Genomic DNA, 16,224 nt, shown 5'->3' on the forward strand with positions numbered 1-16,224 from the left:
ATGAATGTGAAGGACGTATACTTATTTAGTGGCTTTTTAGGCAGCGGGAAAACATCCATGCTAACAGATGTTATTCGACAATTGAAAGAAAAAAATTTAAAGCCTGCTGTCATCATGAATGAGCTTGGAAAGCTGCCATTTGACTCACAGGCTGTAGAAAAGGATATTCCACTAAAGGAGATGCTAGAGGGCTGTATATGCTGCTCAGGCGCTGAAAAAACAGAGGCACAGATTCAATCTCTTCTTTTAGATAGTGACTTTGATGTCCTAATTATTGAAACAACAGGTGCTGCACATCCTGTAGAAGCATTAGACGCTGTTTATTCACCGTTATTTGCGGAAAAGTTAAATGTCAAAGGAATTGTCACAGTTGCTGATTCAAAGCTGTGGTTGGATCGTGAGACCTTAACCCCGCAAGTTCGTTCCTTATTTATGGAACAAATTCGTCACGCGCATTTATTACTGGCCAATAAAACGGATTTACTTACAGAGGCAGAGCAAGCCAAAGTCGTCTATGAGCTACAAGGTTTTAATCCTCATGCCTTTATATTGCAAACAACCAATGGCCGAGTACCATTGCGTTTATTAGAAGATTTAAAAGCAACTGCACAGGTAGACACACAAGATATTGTGAAAGCTCCAATCGCATCGATGCATTTAGGCTCACGATTAGTTGAATTTAAGGACGTTGACTTTACGCAAGAGCAATTTGAGGATTGGATTCGTACATTACCTGAAACCGTATATCGAATGAAAGGCTACGTGCCAATTGAAGGTGTAAAAAATCCTATGTTGTTTCAATATGCTTACGGCATGGTCCAATGGCTTCCGGAGTACGTAAAAATGCCTGCAAAACTTGTCATCATCGGTGAAAATGTAGCTTCTTTACATGTAATAGGTATGGACTAAGGGTAAAAAACAATGCTCAAATTTGCTGAGATTTACTCGTGGACTTCAATATTATACTTATGAAATTAATATGCTCTCCAATAGGTAGACAGATAAAAAATATAAATCTGTTTCTTAAGGGAGAGCATTTTTTTATGGCTCGAAGTAAGTACTTAAAAGATGAAAAACTAGACATTTTAAGGCTTCACTACAAAAGTCACAATTTCTAGCTATTATGTTTTACGTTCCTTATTAAAGATTGAATAATGGAATTACAAATATGAATTAGATGAGAAGTTGGCTTTGAAGTGTCTTCTTCTACTCGATCGAGAATGTGAAGGAGAATACTATAGCAATAAAAGTGCTTTCTTAGGGAAAGCATTGATAATTACACAACGATCTTTTTTGCTCCTACTGAAAAACTCCTTCAAAAAACGACCGATTTTCACTTCTTACTATTTTTTTATCAAATAATATTGATAGAAGAATAAAAGCTATTTGACTCAATTTTAGTCCGATAGCATTGTTTGAATTTTAAAAAAGTTCACTAGTTTTATAGGGGTGTCAACCCTATTTACAACGTAAGTATTTCATAGATTGGTGAAACCTGTTAAAAACTAAAGCAAAAAAACGCTTATTTTACGCGAATCTGTTTCTGTAATGGTGTTGTTAGCAGATGCTGGTAAGAAATTAAATAAAAACGTCCTTTACGATTAGTTGCAGAGAAGGAGGAATTGCAAACATGAAAAAAACACTAACTGCAATTTGTGCAACATTTCTATTAGCAGCTCCAATTCAAATGGCTTCTGCTGCTTCAAATACAACAGAAGGGGATACTGTTCAACAAACGAATAACTGTAAAGTCTATTATTATACTTGGTCAAATAATAAGTGGAATGTACAACTACCACAAACATCAGCACCATCAAAAGAAACTACAAATAATAATACACAAACAACTCAAAAAGAAAATACAGCAACTGCACCATCTAAATCAACACCATCTACAACTACTTCAGATGTAAATGCTTTTGAACAAGAGGTAGTAAAATTAACGAATGCTGAACGTACAAAAGCTGGTTTAGCACCTTTAAAAACAGATAATCAATTGATGGCTGCTGCTCGTGAAAAATCACAAGATATGCAATCTAAAAAGTATTTCTCACATACGAGCCCGACATTCGGTTCACCATTCGATCGTATGAAAGCTTTAGGTATTAGTTATAAGAGTGCAGGTGAAAACATTGCACAAGGTCAACGTTCACCTCAAGAAGTAGTACAAGCTTGGATGGATTCACCAGGTCACCGTGCAAATATTTTAAACGCGAAATTTACGCATATCGGTGTAGGTTATGTGAAAACAGGTAACTACTGGACACAACAATTTATCCAAAAATAATAGTGTAAATTGAATAGCTTCATTGAATACAAGGATGTCCACTAAAGTCGTAAAATACTTAGTGGGCATCCTTTTTATTTTGACTGAAAAACAAGCGAGTACATTACCAGGGATAATTGAATACATTAGATATGTTGAAAAAATGCCTTCACTAGGCGATCTAGCAAATAGTTGAATAATTTACTGTAGCGATGAACAAAATTCATTTAAGAGGCTATAGGGCTGCGTTAATAAACTGAAAAAGGAGAGTGGTATATGATATTAATAAAATGTGGAGAATGCGGTAAATTAATAATAGATAGAGCAAAAAGTATTTATAACACTCAAGCTGATAAATTTTACTGTAATGAAAGTTGTGAAAAAAAGGACTTGGAAGACATGAACAGTCGAGTTCCTCCTATTAAAAATAATAATAATGGGCAATTGTATTGGGATTTTCGAATAGAGCACCAGAGCGATGAGAAAAGCTTGTAAGGAAGTACTAAAAAGAAATAAATCTTACCATTAGTTTATAAAACCATATTCTTTACTATTCAAGAGGATGCAAATTAGGAAAGAGATTGGGAAGCTTTGTATATGAAGTTCCCTCTTTAGAAGAGGGGATAATCAATGTTGATGAATGCTTTGAGGTTTTTCTTCTATTATGCAAAATAGCAAACTAAAACAATGTCTAGTTTGCTATTTTTACTTTGGACGTGCTTGTAAATCTTTTTTGAACAAGTAATAACCTAATTAATAAAGTAATTGCTCCTGTTGTCAGTCCTGCAACAAGTCCAATCCAGTAACCAAACGGTCCGAAATCTGTATGGGATGCAAGCGTATATCCGACAGGTAAGCCGATAACCCAATACGAAATAATAGCCATAATAAAAGTGATCATCACATCCTTATAACCTCTCAAAGCCCCTTGTACTGGCGCTTGAATAGCATCAGATAGCTGGAAAATGGCTGCGAATACTAAAAATTGTACGGCATATTCTAATACTTCTCGATCTGTTGTATACATATTGGCGACGGGTTCACGCAGTAAAAAAAGGATACAAGCTGATATAAAGCTAAATAAAATCGCAGTCGCAACACATAAATAGCTATAGATTCTAGCATCTTGCATTCGACCAGCACCTATTTCAAAACCTACTAATATCGTAACGCCCATTGAAATGCTAAGTGGTACCATGTATAGCAAACTGGTGAAATTTAAAGCTATTTGATGAGCGGCAATGATTTCTGTACTAAAGCTACTCATCATCATTGTGACTGCCGAAAAAATACTTGTTTCTGCAAATAAGGATATACCGATAGGTACGCCGATAATTAAAATTTCCTTCCAACAAAGCCATTCTAATTTTGGCCATTCATGGAATATGCGAAAGCGTTCAAAGGGCACATGTTTTGCAATAATCCAAACGGTTATAAAGAAGATAAGCCAGTAGGTAATTGCTGTTGCAACTCCTGCACCGACTCCACCAAGCTCGGGCACTCCAAATTTCCCGAAAATAAAAATATAATTTAACATAATATTAATCGGTGAAGTAAGTAGCGTGATAATCATTGTGACGCGTGTTTGTCCGAGAGCATCAATAAAGCAGCGCAATACACAAAATAAAAAGAGCGGTAAAATACCAGCGCACATCGCGTAAATATATGATTTAGCAATGTTATGTACAGAGGTTTCTAAATTCATATTCCCTAAAATCCAATCAATTCCAACCAATAGCACACTGAAAATCAGTACAGCTAATAAAATGGCTACATAGATGCCTTGCTGAACAGCCTTTTTTGCATCCAGTTCTTTTTTAGCACCTACAAGCTGAGAAACAATGGGTGTAATGGCAAGAAGAATTCCGGAAAGTCCTATGTAGATAGGCATCCAAATGGAAGAACCAATCGAAACTCCGGCTAGGTCTGCTGTACCGTAGCGACTCGACATTAAAATATCGAAAAAAGAAATTAGATACATCGCTACTTGCGTAACTAAAATGGGTACAATCATTTTTAACATTAGTTTATATTTATCTTTTATCGTCGTTGTTTGATACATTTAGTCTAACTTCCTCCATAAATATAATGAATAAGTATAGCATATTTAAATAGGTATAAATTGAAAAATTAAAAGCTTCATCTATATCTTTTCGTTCGCATATAGTAAAATAAAAGACTGTAAACAAAAAGTAGTGACGGCTTTTTAAGGAATAGGAGAATTTATGTGAAACAACAAACAATCATTTTAACCGGTGGAGGGACAGCTGGTCATGTATCGCTCAATCAAGCGATACTCCCGTCTTTACTAGAACTAGGTTATGATGTCCACTATATTGGGTCAGATCAGGGCATTGAAAAAGAATTAATAGGCGAGGCATTTCCTGATGTTCCGTTCTACGGTATTTCAAGTGGAAAATTGCGTCGTTATTTCTCAATGAAAAATTTTACCGACCCATTTAAAGTGCTTGCTGGAATGATGCAGGCTTTTCGTATTATTAAAAAAGTGAAGCCACAAGTTATTTTTTCAAAAGGTGGCTTTGTTTCTGTACCCGTTGTCATGGCAGCGAAATTTGCTGGTGTGCCAGTGGTCATCCATGAATCAGATGTTACACCGGGCTTGGCCAATAAAATTGCGCTACCATTTGCATCACATATCTTTACAATTTTTGAAGAAACATTGCAACACTTACCGAAAGAAAAGGCAACTTGCACAGGCTCCATTATTCGTGAAGAATTATTTATGGGTGATCGAGCGGAAGGATTATCTCTCTGTGGCTTTACAACATTAAGACCTGTTCTTCTTGTAATGGGTGGGAGTTTAGGTTCAGTTGTTTTGAATGATGCACTTCGTCAAAATTTACCAGAGCTTGTCAAACAGTTTCAGATCATTCATTTGTGCGGTAAAGGAAATTATGATAAATCATTCGAGTCAATGTCTGGTTACAAGCAGTTCGAGTATGTAACAACAGAATTACCAGATTTATTACATGCGGCAGACTTTATCGTCTCACGTGCAGGCTCCAACTCGATTTTTGAATTTTTAGCACTTCACAAGCCGATGTTGTTAGTGCCATTATCTGCACAAAAAAGTCGTGGTGATCAAATATTAAATGCCAACCTATTTAAAAGACAAGGTTATGCAGAAGTATTACAAGAGGAAGAGTTAACAAAGGAATCATTTAAAAAATCGGTGCATGTGTTAACGGAGCGCAAAGAAGAAATGGTTGCTACGATGCAAAAAACACAAAGACCTAAAACGCCAGAAGAAATGGCAAAAATGATTTTACAATATAAAAAGTAAGCTCTTTACTCGATATGCTTTAGCCAATACCCACAAAATAGGGGCCTTGCTGCATGCAAAGCCCGAAAATAAAAGCTATGTGCCTGTCATTACGACAGAACACATAGCTTTTTTATTGGTAGATTACATTGCTTGCTCTTCGCCTTCTTGCGTCTGATAGGCTGTTGTCAAATAGAACAAGTCTTTTGGAATTTTAAATAAATTAAATTGTGCTTCGCCTTTGTTTACCTGTGCTAATAATGTCGGGTGATCTTCGTTTGCACAAACGACATAAGGTAGCTTTAAGGCTGCGCGCTGTGATTTTATATTTTCAACACGAATACGGAGAAATACCGTATGGAAGTTATAATCATAAAATAGTTCATTCAAAAAAAGCATTTTTGCCTTTTGGTTATATCCTTTACCTTGATAAGGGAGTCCAATCCACGTTCCTAAAAAGCCTGCACCGTCCTCAACATCATGAATGCTAATGGTGCCGATTGGTTGACCCCAATCATCAGTAATGGTCCTAGAAATAGCGAGTCCCTTCGCTTCCTCTTCAATCAGTTGTTTTGTCATAAACCAGTATTCATCAGCTGACGTGGCTTTCTGACGGACAAATGGGAAAACAGAAGGGTGTGATAATAGCTCATAAAGCTCTGTACATTCATGAAGGTCTCGATGTTTAAGCATACGAAACGCCTCCTTTACTAGGGTAGTTAAAACAATTCCGTTGAAACATAAAGAAGAAAACTACAATTCGTACTGGAATTAAAACCCAAAGAACTAGACGTTATAACTATGATATCCATAATTTCCCGCTGTCTTACTGATTTTTCGCCCATACCGAAAAAAGGCTAGTTTTTTTAATATAATATAACATTCTTACTGCTTTATGCAATCATTTTCCACGAAAAAACAAAAAATAAATATATTAGTCAGTAAATTCCGAAAGGTTGATTGTTATACACTAATTTTTAGGAGATTTAAGGCTAAAATAACAATTTTCTGTATAAAAATATTTAAATAGTGTTTCTTTAGAATTATATTTTTTCTTCAAAAGAGGTAAAATATCAAAAAATACCCTGAAAAGGATACAATTTTTTCGGTTTGGAAAAGGTGATTCCTTGATAATATGTTATAATAGTAGTATTGATTTTTTGTATAAACAAACAATATTAATAAATTTTTTCAATCGTGTTGATTAGGAAAAAAATAGGTTTATTATGGAGTAATAAAAAGTTTTTTATTGCTATTTTGAAATATATTCCTATTTTCAACTGATTGTAGCGTAGGGCTACTTGACTCCCATGGGAAAGCAAGTAGCCCGTACGAAAATCAGCACCTTCTAATTAATTAGGATGGATAAAAAATGGTTAATCAACACACTGAAATTTTATTTTTATATGATCGACTTATGGGGGTGACAGCATGGAATATCTTTTAAGTGAAGATTTTTTTAATGAATTGTTTATTGGCAAAGATTTTGTCTTTCTAATGAAACGAGTGGGAGACGATTATCAATATATTCGCTTAAATCAAGCAGCTCGAGCTTTGTTATCACATGAGGCGATTGGGAAAATGCTTTCTACATGTACCTCGAGTCGTAATTTTTCGATAATTCTAGAAAATTACCATCAAGCAATTGCGAAGCATAGTCAAGTTGATTATGTTGATTATGCTTATGTTAAATCTGAAGTTCGTAAATATGAGACATCTGTTCGTCCGTTTAAAAATAATAATGAAGACTATATTTTAGCTATAACAAAAGAGATTCTTTATGATCGCAGTATTGAAGATAAGTTTTTATTTATGCGCTCAATGTTTGATCATGCCTTTTTTTCTACGGTCATCCTATCAGCTGAAGGAGCTATTTATGAAGTGAATTCCAGCTTCATGGAGGACTTTGATTTAGATAATGAAACGGTCAAACACAAATTATTCGTGGATTTACCAATTGTTCCTAAAGATGAGGTAGAAAACATACAAAACTATTTACAAAGGGCAGCAATGGGCGAAAATATTGGAGAAAAACTTATCAAGCTTCATACACTGGATAAAAAAGAGCGCACGTATTTACTTTCGCTCTCTCATTTGATGCAAGGAGATAACTCTTTCGCTATTTTTCTTATCATGCAGGATTTCACACAATTCACTCAACAAAAAGCGGAGTTACGCTCAAAATCGCATGGTTTAGAGGTTTTTAAAGCTGCACTAAATTCTGCAACGTCTATTGCTGTTTTTGATATGGATGGAAAAATTGTAGAAGTTAATGATCTATTTTTAAAAGCGTCTGGTTTCACGGCAGAAGAACTAATTGGTCAATCTTATCATTTAATCAAACCTCGATATCATACGGAGGACTTCATACAATCGATTAATGCATCGGTTGGAGCGGGGGAAATTTGGCGAGGGGAATTGTGCTACCGTACAAAATATTACGCTGATTACTGGGTAGAAGCAGCTATAGTTCCATTAAAAAATGAATTTGGCAAGACAGAACAGTATTTATCCATTAACTATGATATTACAGACAAGAAAAGAATGTTAACGGAATTGAAAAATATTGAACGAACATTTCGTCTCATAACAGAAAATACAAATGATTTGATTGTCATTACTAACGAGGATGGCATCATTATTTATGCTTCGCCATCCTATGAGATTTTCTTAGGGTACGAAAACGGAGAATTGCAAGGGCAGTTTTACAGTATTATGATCGAAGACGAAAGTAAGAAGGCGTGGCAAACATTTCTAAATAATTATTCGGGTCAAACAGATACGCAGTTTGAGCTACTGCTTAAAGCAAAGGACGGTACGCCTGTTTGGACTGAAGGAAATGCAACAGTCGTACATGATCCTGAGCGCGAAAAAGTTTCACAAATTATGATGGTGTCCCGTGAAATAACCCGTCGTAAGGAGCGGGAGAGTGATCTATTATATTTAGCTTATCACGATACGTTAACACAGCTACCAAATCGTCGTTTTTTACAAAAGGAGTTCCCCAAATTACTGACACAAGCACAAGAACAACTTGTGTGTTTAGCTATTCTCTATATCGATGGGGATGACTTTAAAAATGTTAATGATTGTTACGGCCATGATACAGGGGATGATTTTATCCAGAAGTTTGGCCAAGTTTTAAATACTGCTGTACGTAGTCATGATTTAGTTATTCGCATTGGCGGCGATGAATTTATCATCGTCTTAACAGGTTTAACTCGGGATGATGACAAGAGGTATACTCAAATCATGCACATTTATAATCGCATCCGTAATGAACTAAAAAAAGGTTGGATCATCGAAAATCATCATTTTTCCCCAACTGCCTCTATTGGAATCGCTTATTATCCGGATCACGGTACTACATTAAATGAATTGCTAGAAATAGCGGATCAAGCCTTATATAAAGCGAAGGAATTAGGGAAAAATAATTTCTATATTGCTGATGCACATTAAAAAAGTCTGTACAAACAAGTAATTGCTTGTGGTACAGACTTTTTGTTTGATGTTATGCTATAACAGTGCTAAGGAGGAAATCCTTATCGTTATTTTTAGAAAAGAAGGTGATGGAATGCCTAAAAAGATACTTTTAGTGGAAGATGAGAAGCATATCGCGCGCTTTGTGGAGCTCGAATTAAAGCATGAGGGCTATGAAGTATTGGTCGCTTTTGATGGACGTGAAGGACTTGCACTGGCGTCATCTGAAAATTTTGATGTTCTGTTATTAGATGTTATGCTTCCGGGGATAAATGGTATTGAGATTTGTCGCCGAATACGTACGCAATCAAAGGTACCAATTATATTGTTAACGGCACGAGATGCTGTGATGGATCGTGTAGCGGGCTTAGATGCCGGTGCAGATGACTACATAGTAAAACCATTTGCGATTGAAGAACTACTAGCAAGAATTCGGACTATTTTACGTCGGGTAACACCTGATGAAAAAAGTGCAGAATCATTATGTTTTCGTGATATCGAAATCGATATAGCGGCCTATGAAGTATCCGTGCAGGGGACTAAGCTTGATTTGACGAAAACGGAATACGATTTACTTAAACTATTAATCGAGCATAAAAATAAAGTTTGTACACGAGAGCTCATTTTAACCTCTGTTTGGGGGTATGATACGGATATAGAGACAAATGTTGTAGATGTATATATCCGACATTTACGAACAAAACTACCGGGAGATATGAATGCCTATATAGAAACCGTTCGTGGGGTTGGGTACGTGATGCGTGAATGAAAAGATTGAGAGATTATTTAGTTCATCAACCCTTACAAAGAAAATGGATGCTAACATCGAGTGCTGTAATATTTTTTAGCTATACGATTATTTGTATTGTCGTTTATATTTCGCTCCATACATGGCTATTACATGACGAGGAAAGTAAAATCAAACGGACAAGCGATGATTTGGTGTCTTTTTTAGAGTCACAAGGACCCAATCTTACAATTCAGCAAATTCAACAAAACACAGGGTTATTAAATTCCATTGTCGATCGTGATCAAACTGTTAGAGTGTTCAATTTAGATGGTGTAGAGATTTTACGTATTAATAATGCTTCACAGGCTGCACCCATTACCTCAATGCAAGAAATTATGGAAGTGACGATTGATAATGAGGATGCCTTTGTCATAAATGTACCAATTCAGCTAGGTTTCTTTCAAGGCTATATTCAAATTATTCATCCACTGACAGGGTTCCAATCATTGATGCACTATTTATTAACGGCGATGCTTATAGCAGGTTTAGGAGCATTGTTGTTATCAGCCTCGATAGGTTATTATCTTGCTAACTATTTAATGCAACCATTACATGCGTTACGTTCATCCATGAAAACTGTTATGGATAAGGGATTTAATGAGCCCATTCAATTAACGTACACTTCACATGATGAGATTGGTGATTTATTGAAGATGTACAATGCAATGATGGATGAACTGCAAATTTCATTTACAAAACAACAGCAATTTGTCGCAGATGCTTCTCATGAGCTACGTACGCCAATTCAGGCAATCGAAGGACATCTCTCTCTATTGAAAAGATGGGGGAAGGATGATCCAGAAATTTTGGAAGAATCTATTGATACTTCCCTAACAGAAATTGCACGGATGCGTAAAATGATTGAAGAACTATTGGAGCTTGCACGTCGTGAAGAAAAAGATGACACGAGTGAGGCTGACGCAGTAACGGTTATTACAGGGGTAATAGAAGAGATACAATATCTTCACCCAGAAGCTCGAATAACGCTGTCGAAAAACGAAGAAATAGGTCATTTATTCATTACGGAAAATGCACTGAGTCAAATTGTTCGTAATATAATAGAAAACGCAATTCGTTATTGTGAAATAATTCCGGAGATTCAAATTTCACTATCCGCTTCTGATAAGGAAGCATTGTTAAAAATAGAAGATAATGGAATTGGGATAGCGGAAGAAAACATTCCTTTCATTTTCGATCGCTTTTATCGAGTTGATGAGGCTAGAAATCGTCAAATAGGCGGTACGGGCTTAGGACTTAGTATTACCAAAATGTTGCTTGAAAAATATAATGGTACTGTAGAAGTCAAGAGTGAGAAAAACGTTGGAACCGTTTTCTTCTTAAAATTCCCGCTAAAATATTAAGAAAAATCCACACTTTATTTAATTATTTTAGCCTTTGCGAAAAAATTTGCTTAATTTGATAAAAAGAGTTGTATTTTTTGTGAAGAGTAGTAAGATTGAGATGGAAAAAACGTTCTTTAAATAATGGATAAGTTGTGTTAAACATCCTTTTAAAGAACAGAAAAATATTATATAATTAATTGCAATTTAATTAATGGAACTGCCGAAAGGCAAAATTTGGAGGTCATTTTTCATGTCGAACAACGTTACAACTGTAAGTTCTCCATGGTCAGCTTTCTCTGGTCCTAACCTAGGATATGTGATGGAGCAATACGACTTATTCTTACAGTCTCCTGAAGAAGTAGAACCGGAGTTAGTATTATTATTCCAACAATTTGGTGCACCAGTAGTAGTTGAAGGTGAAGTAGCTGTAGCTAGTAATGCAGCAGCTCCTGCTGGCGATTACAAAAAAGTGTTAGCAGCTGTGAAACTAGCAGATGCAATTCGTACACACGGCCATTTAGCGGCAGATATTTACCCTCTGAAAAACCGTGAACTACAAACAGCTCAAATTGAAGAAAGCGCGTTCAACTTAAGCGCTGCAGATTTAGCTGAAATTCCTGCAGCTGTCTTCTTCAAAGATGTGCCAGCAAACGTGAAAAATGGTAAGGATGCAATCGATTACTTAAAATCTGTTTATACAGAAAAAGTAGCATTTGAATATAATCACGTAGTAGCAACAGAAGAACGTGATTGGATTCAAGCACAAATTGAATCAGGTTCATTTAAACAAACATTAGCTTCTGATGAGAAAAAAGCATTATTAGACCGTTTAACTCGTGTTGAAAACTTCGAGAAGTTTATCCACAAAACTTTTGTAGGTCAAAAGCGTTTCTCTGGTGAAGGTTTAGATACTCAAATCGTTCTATTCGATGAAATTTTAAAAACATCTGAAGCATATAACGTAGAAAAAGTACGTATTGGAATGGCTCACCGTGGTCGTTTAAATGTGTTAACACATATTTTAAATAAACCATACGACATGATGTTCTCTGACTTTGCACACGTGTCTAATGAATTATTTTTACCAGAAGATGGTCGCCTTGAAATAACTAAAGGCTGGACAGGTGATGTAAAATACCACATGGGTGCTTCTTACAACCGTGAATCTGGTATGAATGTTAAACTTGCTTACAACCCATCTCACTTAGAAGTAGGAAATCCAGTTGTTTTAGGTACTACTCGTGGAGCACAAGATGATACTTCTAAGCCAGGGCAAGCGATTCATAACCGCACAAAAGGATTAGGTATTCTTGTACATGGTGACGCTGCATTCCCAGGTCAAGGGATCGTAACAGAAGTATTAAACTTTGCAAAAACAGAAGGGTTCACGACTGGTGGTACAATTCACATCATTGCTAACAACATGATTGGATTTACAACTGAACTACAAGACTCTCGCTCATCTGTTTACTCTTCTGACCCTGCAAAAGGTTACGAAGTGCCAGTTGTGCACGTAAATGCAGATAGCCCTGAGTCAGTTGCTTTAGTAGGTCGTTTCGCAGCTAACTACCGTCAAAAATTCGGTAAGGATATCGTCGTAGACCTAATTGGTTATCGCCGTCACGGTCACAATGAAACGGATGATCCAACTGTTACAAACCCGGAAACATACAAATTAGTTGCTAAACATGAACCAGTTCGTGCTTTATATGGTGCACAATTAGCAGCTGAAGGTGTTGTTTCTGCTGCTGATGTAGCAGCTTTAGATACAGCTATCTATGCAGAAATGCAAGCAGCTTATGACCACGTAAAAGAAATGGCAGCTAAAGATGAGCACAAACATCTAGAAATGCCAGAAGAATTAAAAGTGGAATTCCCACAAATTGACACAGCAGTTGGTGCGGAACGTTTAGAAAAAATTAATGAAGAGCTTTTAGTGTTTGAAGAAAACTTCGAACCACAGAAAAAACTTGGCAAAATTTTAGAAAAACGCCGTGATGCATTTGCTTCTGCAAAAATCGACTGGGGTCATGCAGAAACTTTAGCTTATGCAACAATTATCCAAGATGGCACACCAGTACGTTTTACAGGTCAAGATGCACAACGTGGTACGTTCTCTCAACGCCACTTAGTGTTACATGACAAAAACAATGGTAACTTATTCACGCCACTTCACCATATTTCAGGTGCAAATGCTTCATTTACAGTGCACAACTCTCCACTGACAGAAGCAGGGGTAGTAGGCTTTGAATATGGTTATAATTTAGAAAATGACCATGTATTATCAGTTTGGGAAGCTCAATTCGGTGACTTTGCAAACATGGCACAAGTAATGTTCGATAACTTTATTTCAGGTGCACGTGCTAAATGGGGTCAAAAATCTGGTTTAGTAATGCTTTTACCGCATGGTTATGAAGGTCAAGGGCCAGAACACTCATCTAGCCGTATGGAACGTTATTTACAAATGTCAGCTGAAAATAACTGGTTCGTTGCAAACTGTTCAAATGCAGGCAACTACTACCACTTATTACGTCGTCAAGCAGCATTATTAGGAACAGAAGGTGTTCGTCCGCTTGTAGTGGTATCACCTAAATTCCTACTTCGTCACCCATTAGCTGCTGCAAATGCTGATCAATTAGCAAATGGCTCATTCCAAGAAGTAATTGAGCAACCTGGTCTAGGTTCAAAACCAGAAGCTGTTGAGCGCGTTGTATTAGGAACAGGTAAAGTAATGATCGACATCGCAGACCGTATTAAAGACGGTGAAGGCTTCGATCACTTACACATTGTACGTGTAGAACAACTTTACCCATTCCCAAAAGAGCAAGTTGCTGGTATTATTGCTAAGTATCCTAACGTAAAAGAAGTTGTTTGGGTACAAGAAGAACCTAAAAACCAAGGTACTTGGAATTATGCATTAGAAACATTATATGACCTTTCTGAAGGTAAAAAGTTACGTTATGTAGGTCGTCCTGCAATGAGCTCTACTTCTGAAGGTGATGCAGATTCTCATAAAGCAGCTCAAGCCGCACTTGTAGAAGAAGCAGTTGCTGAGCCTGTAAAAGTTAAATAATCAATCACATAATAATTTTAAAAGCCGGGCTACTTGCTTAGGCAGTAGCCCTTTTATGTGCACATAATGCACGTTAATCAAAGGAGGAAATGAAAGTGGCTGAAATTAAAGTCCCTGAATTAGCAGAATCGATTACAGAAGGTAGTATCGCACAGTGGGTAAAAAAAGTGGGCGATCGCGTTGAAAAAGGTGAATTCATCGTTGAACTTGAAACAGATAAAGTAAACGCTGAAATCATTTCTGAAGAAGCGGGTGTATTAACTCAAATTTTAGCTGAAGAAGGCGATACAGTACTTGTAGGTCAAGTAATCGCAGTTGTAGAAGCTGGCGAAGGTGCAGCTCCAGCTCCTGTTGCAGCGGCTCCAGTTGAAGCAACACCAGCTCCAGCTCCAGCTCCTGTTGCAGCAGCTCCAGTTGTTGTAGAAACTTCTGGAGAGCGTGTAATCGCATCTCCAGCAGCACGTAAACTTGCTCGTGAAAAAGGTATTGACCTTGCTGCTGTATCTCCAGTAGATCCACAAGGACGTGTACGTGTACAAGACGTTGCAGCTCATGGTACAGCTCCAGTAGCAGCACCACAAGCAGCTCCAGCAGCACCTAAAGCAGTTGCAGCTGTAGATGAATCACGTGTGACAGTTGAAAAAATGAGCCGTCGTCGCCAAACAATTGCAAAACGCTTACTTGAAGTAAAACAATCTACTGCAATGTTAACAACATTTAACGAAGTAGATATGACAAACGTTATGGCATTACGTTCTCGTAAAAAAGACCAATTCTTCGAGTCAACTGGCTCTAAACTTGGTTTCATGTCATTCTTCACTAAAGCAGTAGTTGCTGCACTTAAAAAATATCCATATGTGAACGCGCAAATCGTTGGTGACGAAATTCACTTAAACAACTTCTTTGATATCGGTGTAGCTGTATCAACAGAAGAAGGTTTAGTAGTACCAGTTGTACGTGACGCTGACCGCAAAAACTTCGCTGAAATTGAAGATTCAATTGCAGACCTAGCGAAAAAAGCACGTGACAAAAAATTAGGTTTAGCAGATCTTTCAGGTGGCTCATTCACAATTACAAACGGTGGGGTATTCGGTTCATTAATGTCTACACCTATCATGAATGGTACACAAGCTGGTATCCTAGGTATGCACACAATCAAAAAACGTCCAGTTGAAGTGAATGGTGAAGTAGAAATTCGCCCAATGATGTACTTAGCACTTTCTTATGACCACCGTATTATCGATGGTAAAGATTCTGTAGGTTTCCTTAAAACTGTAAAAGAATTACTTGAAAACCCAGAAGATTTATTATTAAATTCTTAATACCAAAATCATATTTAAACCCTGCGAACTTTGTTTCGCAGGGTTTTTTCTTTTTGTTGAACATTGAAGGGAACGATGGATAAAAAGCTAGAGCAACGGAAAGAATAGTCGAAGTGACGGATAAAGCAATCGAAACGACGGAAAGAATAGTCGAAGTGACGGATAGGATCCCGAAGCGACGGAACGCGAGTTTGGTAATAAATGTTAAATGTTGTACCAAAAAATACAATAATGATTTTCAATTTTTCAAAAATAGGCAATGGGTATAAGAAGATTAATACCCTAATATTGTAAAAAATCAGAAAAATGATAAAATTATCTTGACGAATATCTTACTTTTATTGTAGTATCTTAGTATCAATTAAATAAACAAACCTCACATTTGTTCTACGGTGAGGTAGAGGCGCGGTATTTATTAGTTCATTGTTGAGTATAAGCAAGCGAAGACGCAATGGAGAAGGAACTACCGCCGAAGTATAAAAGGAGCTCGTACTTTTATGCTGGGTCTGCAGTGAATAAGTGCAGGACTGTCCTAGTGAATTATTTTCCAGATTTACTAGGTTGTGCTATCTCGGATACATGGAAATTATAGTGAGGATTTGGGCAACTGTTAATTAAAGTAAGACCTAAGTTCAATTCTTAGGTCTTTTTTTGTACAGTTGCCTTA

General features: G+C 36.8%; 11 protein-coding genes and 1 riboswitch. Of the genes, 9 read left to right on the forward strand and 2 right to left on the reverse strand.

What is annotated here, in order from left to right; translation table 11 throughout:
* Nucleotides 1-6: 6 nt before the first annotated feature.
* The 3 genes from BFJ97_RS08245 to BFJ97_RS08255 all read left to right on the forward strand — a co-directional run bounded on the left by BFJ97_RS08245 (nucleotide 7) and on the right by BFJ97_RS08255 (nucleotide 2,761).
* Entirely contained in the window at nucleotides 7-909 is a 903-nt protein-coding gene (locus tag BFJ97_RS08245) for a CobW family GTP-binding protein (RefSeq protein WP_068984169.1), read from the forward strand.
* A gap of 721 nt (nucleotides 910-1,630) precedes the next feature.
* A complete protein-coding gene (locus BFJ97_RS08250) occupies nucleotides 1,631-2,287 on the forward strand; it encodes a CAP domain-containing protein (RefSeq protein WP_068984170.1) in 657 nt (218 codons plus the stop codon).
* A 255-nt stretch (nucleotides 2,288-2,542) separates the two neighbouring features.
* Complete coding sequence (locus BFJ97_RS08255; protein WP_068984171.1) at nucleotides 2,543-2,761, forward strand: hypothetical protein; 219 nt, start codon at nucleotides 2,543-2,545, stop codon at nucleotides 2,759-2,761.
* Nucleotides 2,762-2,957: 196 nt separating this feature from the next.
* Here the strand turns inward: BFJ97_RS08255 and BFJ97_RS08260 are convergent, their stop codons facing one another.
* Nucleotides 2,958-4,328, reverse strand: a complete 1,371-nt coding sequence (locus BFJ97_RS08260; RefSeq protein ID WP_068984172.1) for an MATE family efflux transporter — start codon at nucleotides 4,326-4,328, stop codon at nucleotides 2,958-2,960.
* A gap of 165 nt (nucleotides 4,329-4,493) precedes the next feature.
* Between BFJ97_RS08260 and BFJ97_RS08265 the strand changes: the two genes are divergently transcribed.
* Nucleotides 4,494-5,570, forward strand: a complete 1,077-nt coding sequence (locus BFJ97_RS08265) for an undecaprenyldiphospho-muramoylpentapeptide beta-N-acetylglucosaminyltransferase (RefSeq protein ID WP_068984173.1) — start codon at nucleotides 4,494-4,496, stop codon at nucleotides 5,568-5,570.
* A gap of 123 nt (nucleotides 5,571-5,693) precedes the next feature.
* On the opposite strand, the gene BFJ97_RS08270 is transcribed toward BFJ97_RS08265, so the two are convergent.
* A complete protein-coding gene (locus tag BFJ97_RS08270; protein ID WP_068984174.1) occupies nucleotides 5,694-6,242 on the reverse strand; it encodes a GNAT family N-acetyltransferase in 549 nt (182 codons plus the stop codon).
* Nucleotides 6,243-6,980: 738 nt separating this feature from the next.
* Here BFJ97_RS08270 and BFJ97_RS08275 point away from each other — a divergent pair.
* The 5 genes from BFJ97_RS08275 (at nucleotide 6,981) to odhB (ending at nucleotide 15,557) form a co-directional block, all read left to right on the forward strand.
* Entirely contained in the window at nucleotides 6,981-9,008 is a 2,028-nt protein-coding gene (locus BFJ97_RS08275) for a diguanylate cyclase domain-containing protein (RefSeq protein WP_068984175.1), read from the forward strand.
* 115 nt (nucleotides 9,009-9,123) lie between these two features.
* On the forward strand, nucleotides 9,124-9,798 hold the full coding sequence (locus tag BFJ97_RS08280) for a response regulator transcription factor (RefSeq protein ID WP_068984176.1): 675 nt from the start codon (nucleotides 9,124-9,126) through the stop codon (nucleotides 9,796-9,798).
* Nucleotides 9,795-11,180, forward strand: coding sequence for a sensor histidine kinase (locus BFJ97_RS08285; protein WP_068984177.1), 1,386 nt, complete (start codon nucleotides 9,795-9,797; stop codon nucleotides 11,178-11,180). Before BFJ97_RS08280 ends, BFJ97_RS08285 begins: the two co-directional genes overlap by 4 nt.
* 232 nt (nucleotides 11,181-11,412) lie before the next feature.
* A complete protein-coding gene (locus BFJ97_RS08290) occupies nucleotides 11,413-14,235 on the forward strand; it encodes a 2-oxoglutarate dehydrogenase E1 component (protein WP_068984178.1) in 2,823 nt (940 codons plus the stop codon).
* Between the two features lie 95 nt (nucleotides 14,236-14,330).
* Nucleotides 14,331-15,557, forward strand: a complete 1,227-nt coding sequence (odhB, locus tag BFJ97_RS08295; RefSeq protein WP_068984179.1) for a 2-oxoglutarate dehydrogenase complex dihydrolipoyllysine-residue succinyltransferase — start codon at nucleotides 14,331-14,333, stop codon at nucleotides 15,555-15,557.
* A 390-nt stretch (nucleotides 15,558-15,947) separates the two neighbouring features.
* Nucleotides 15,948-16,134, forward strand: a riboswitch (Lysine riboswitch).
* Nucleotides 16,135-16,224 lie beyond the last annotated feature (90 nt).

Origin of the sequence: Lysinibacillus xylanilyticus, from assembly GCF_001708185.1 — a bacterium.
Classification (GTDB): Bacteria; Bacillota; Bacilli; order Bacillales_A; family Planococcaceae; genus Lysinibacillus; species Lysinibacillus xylanilyticus_A.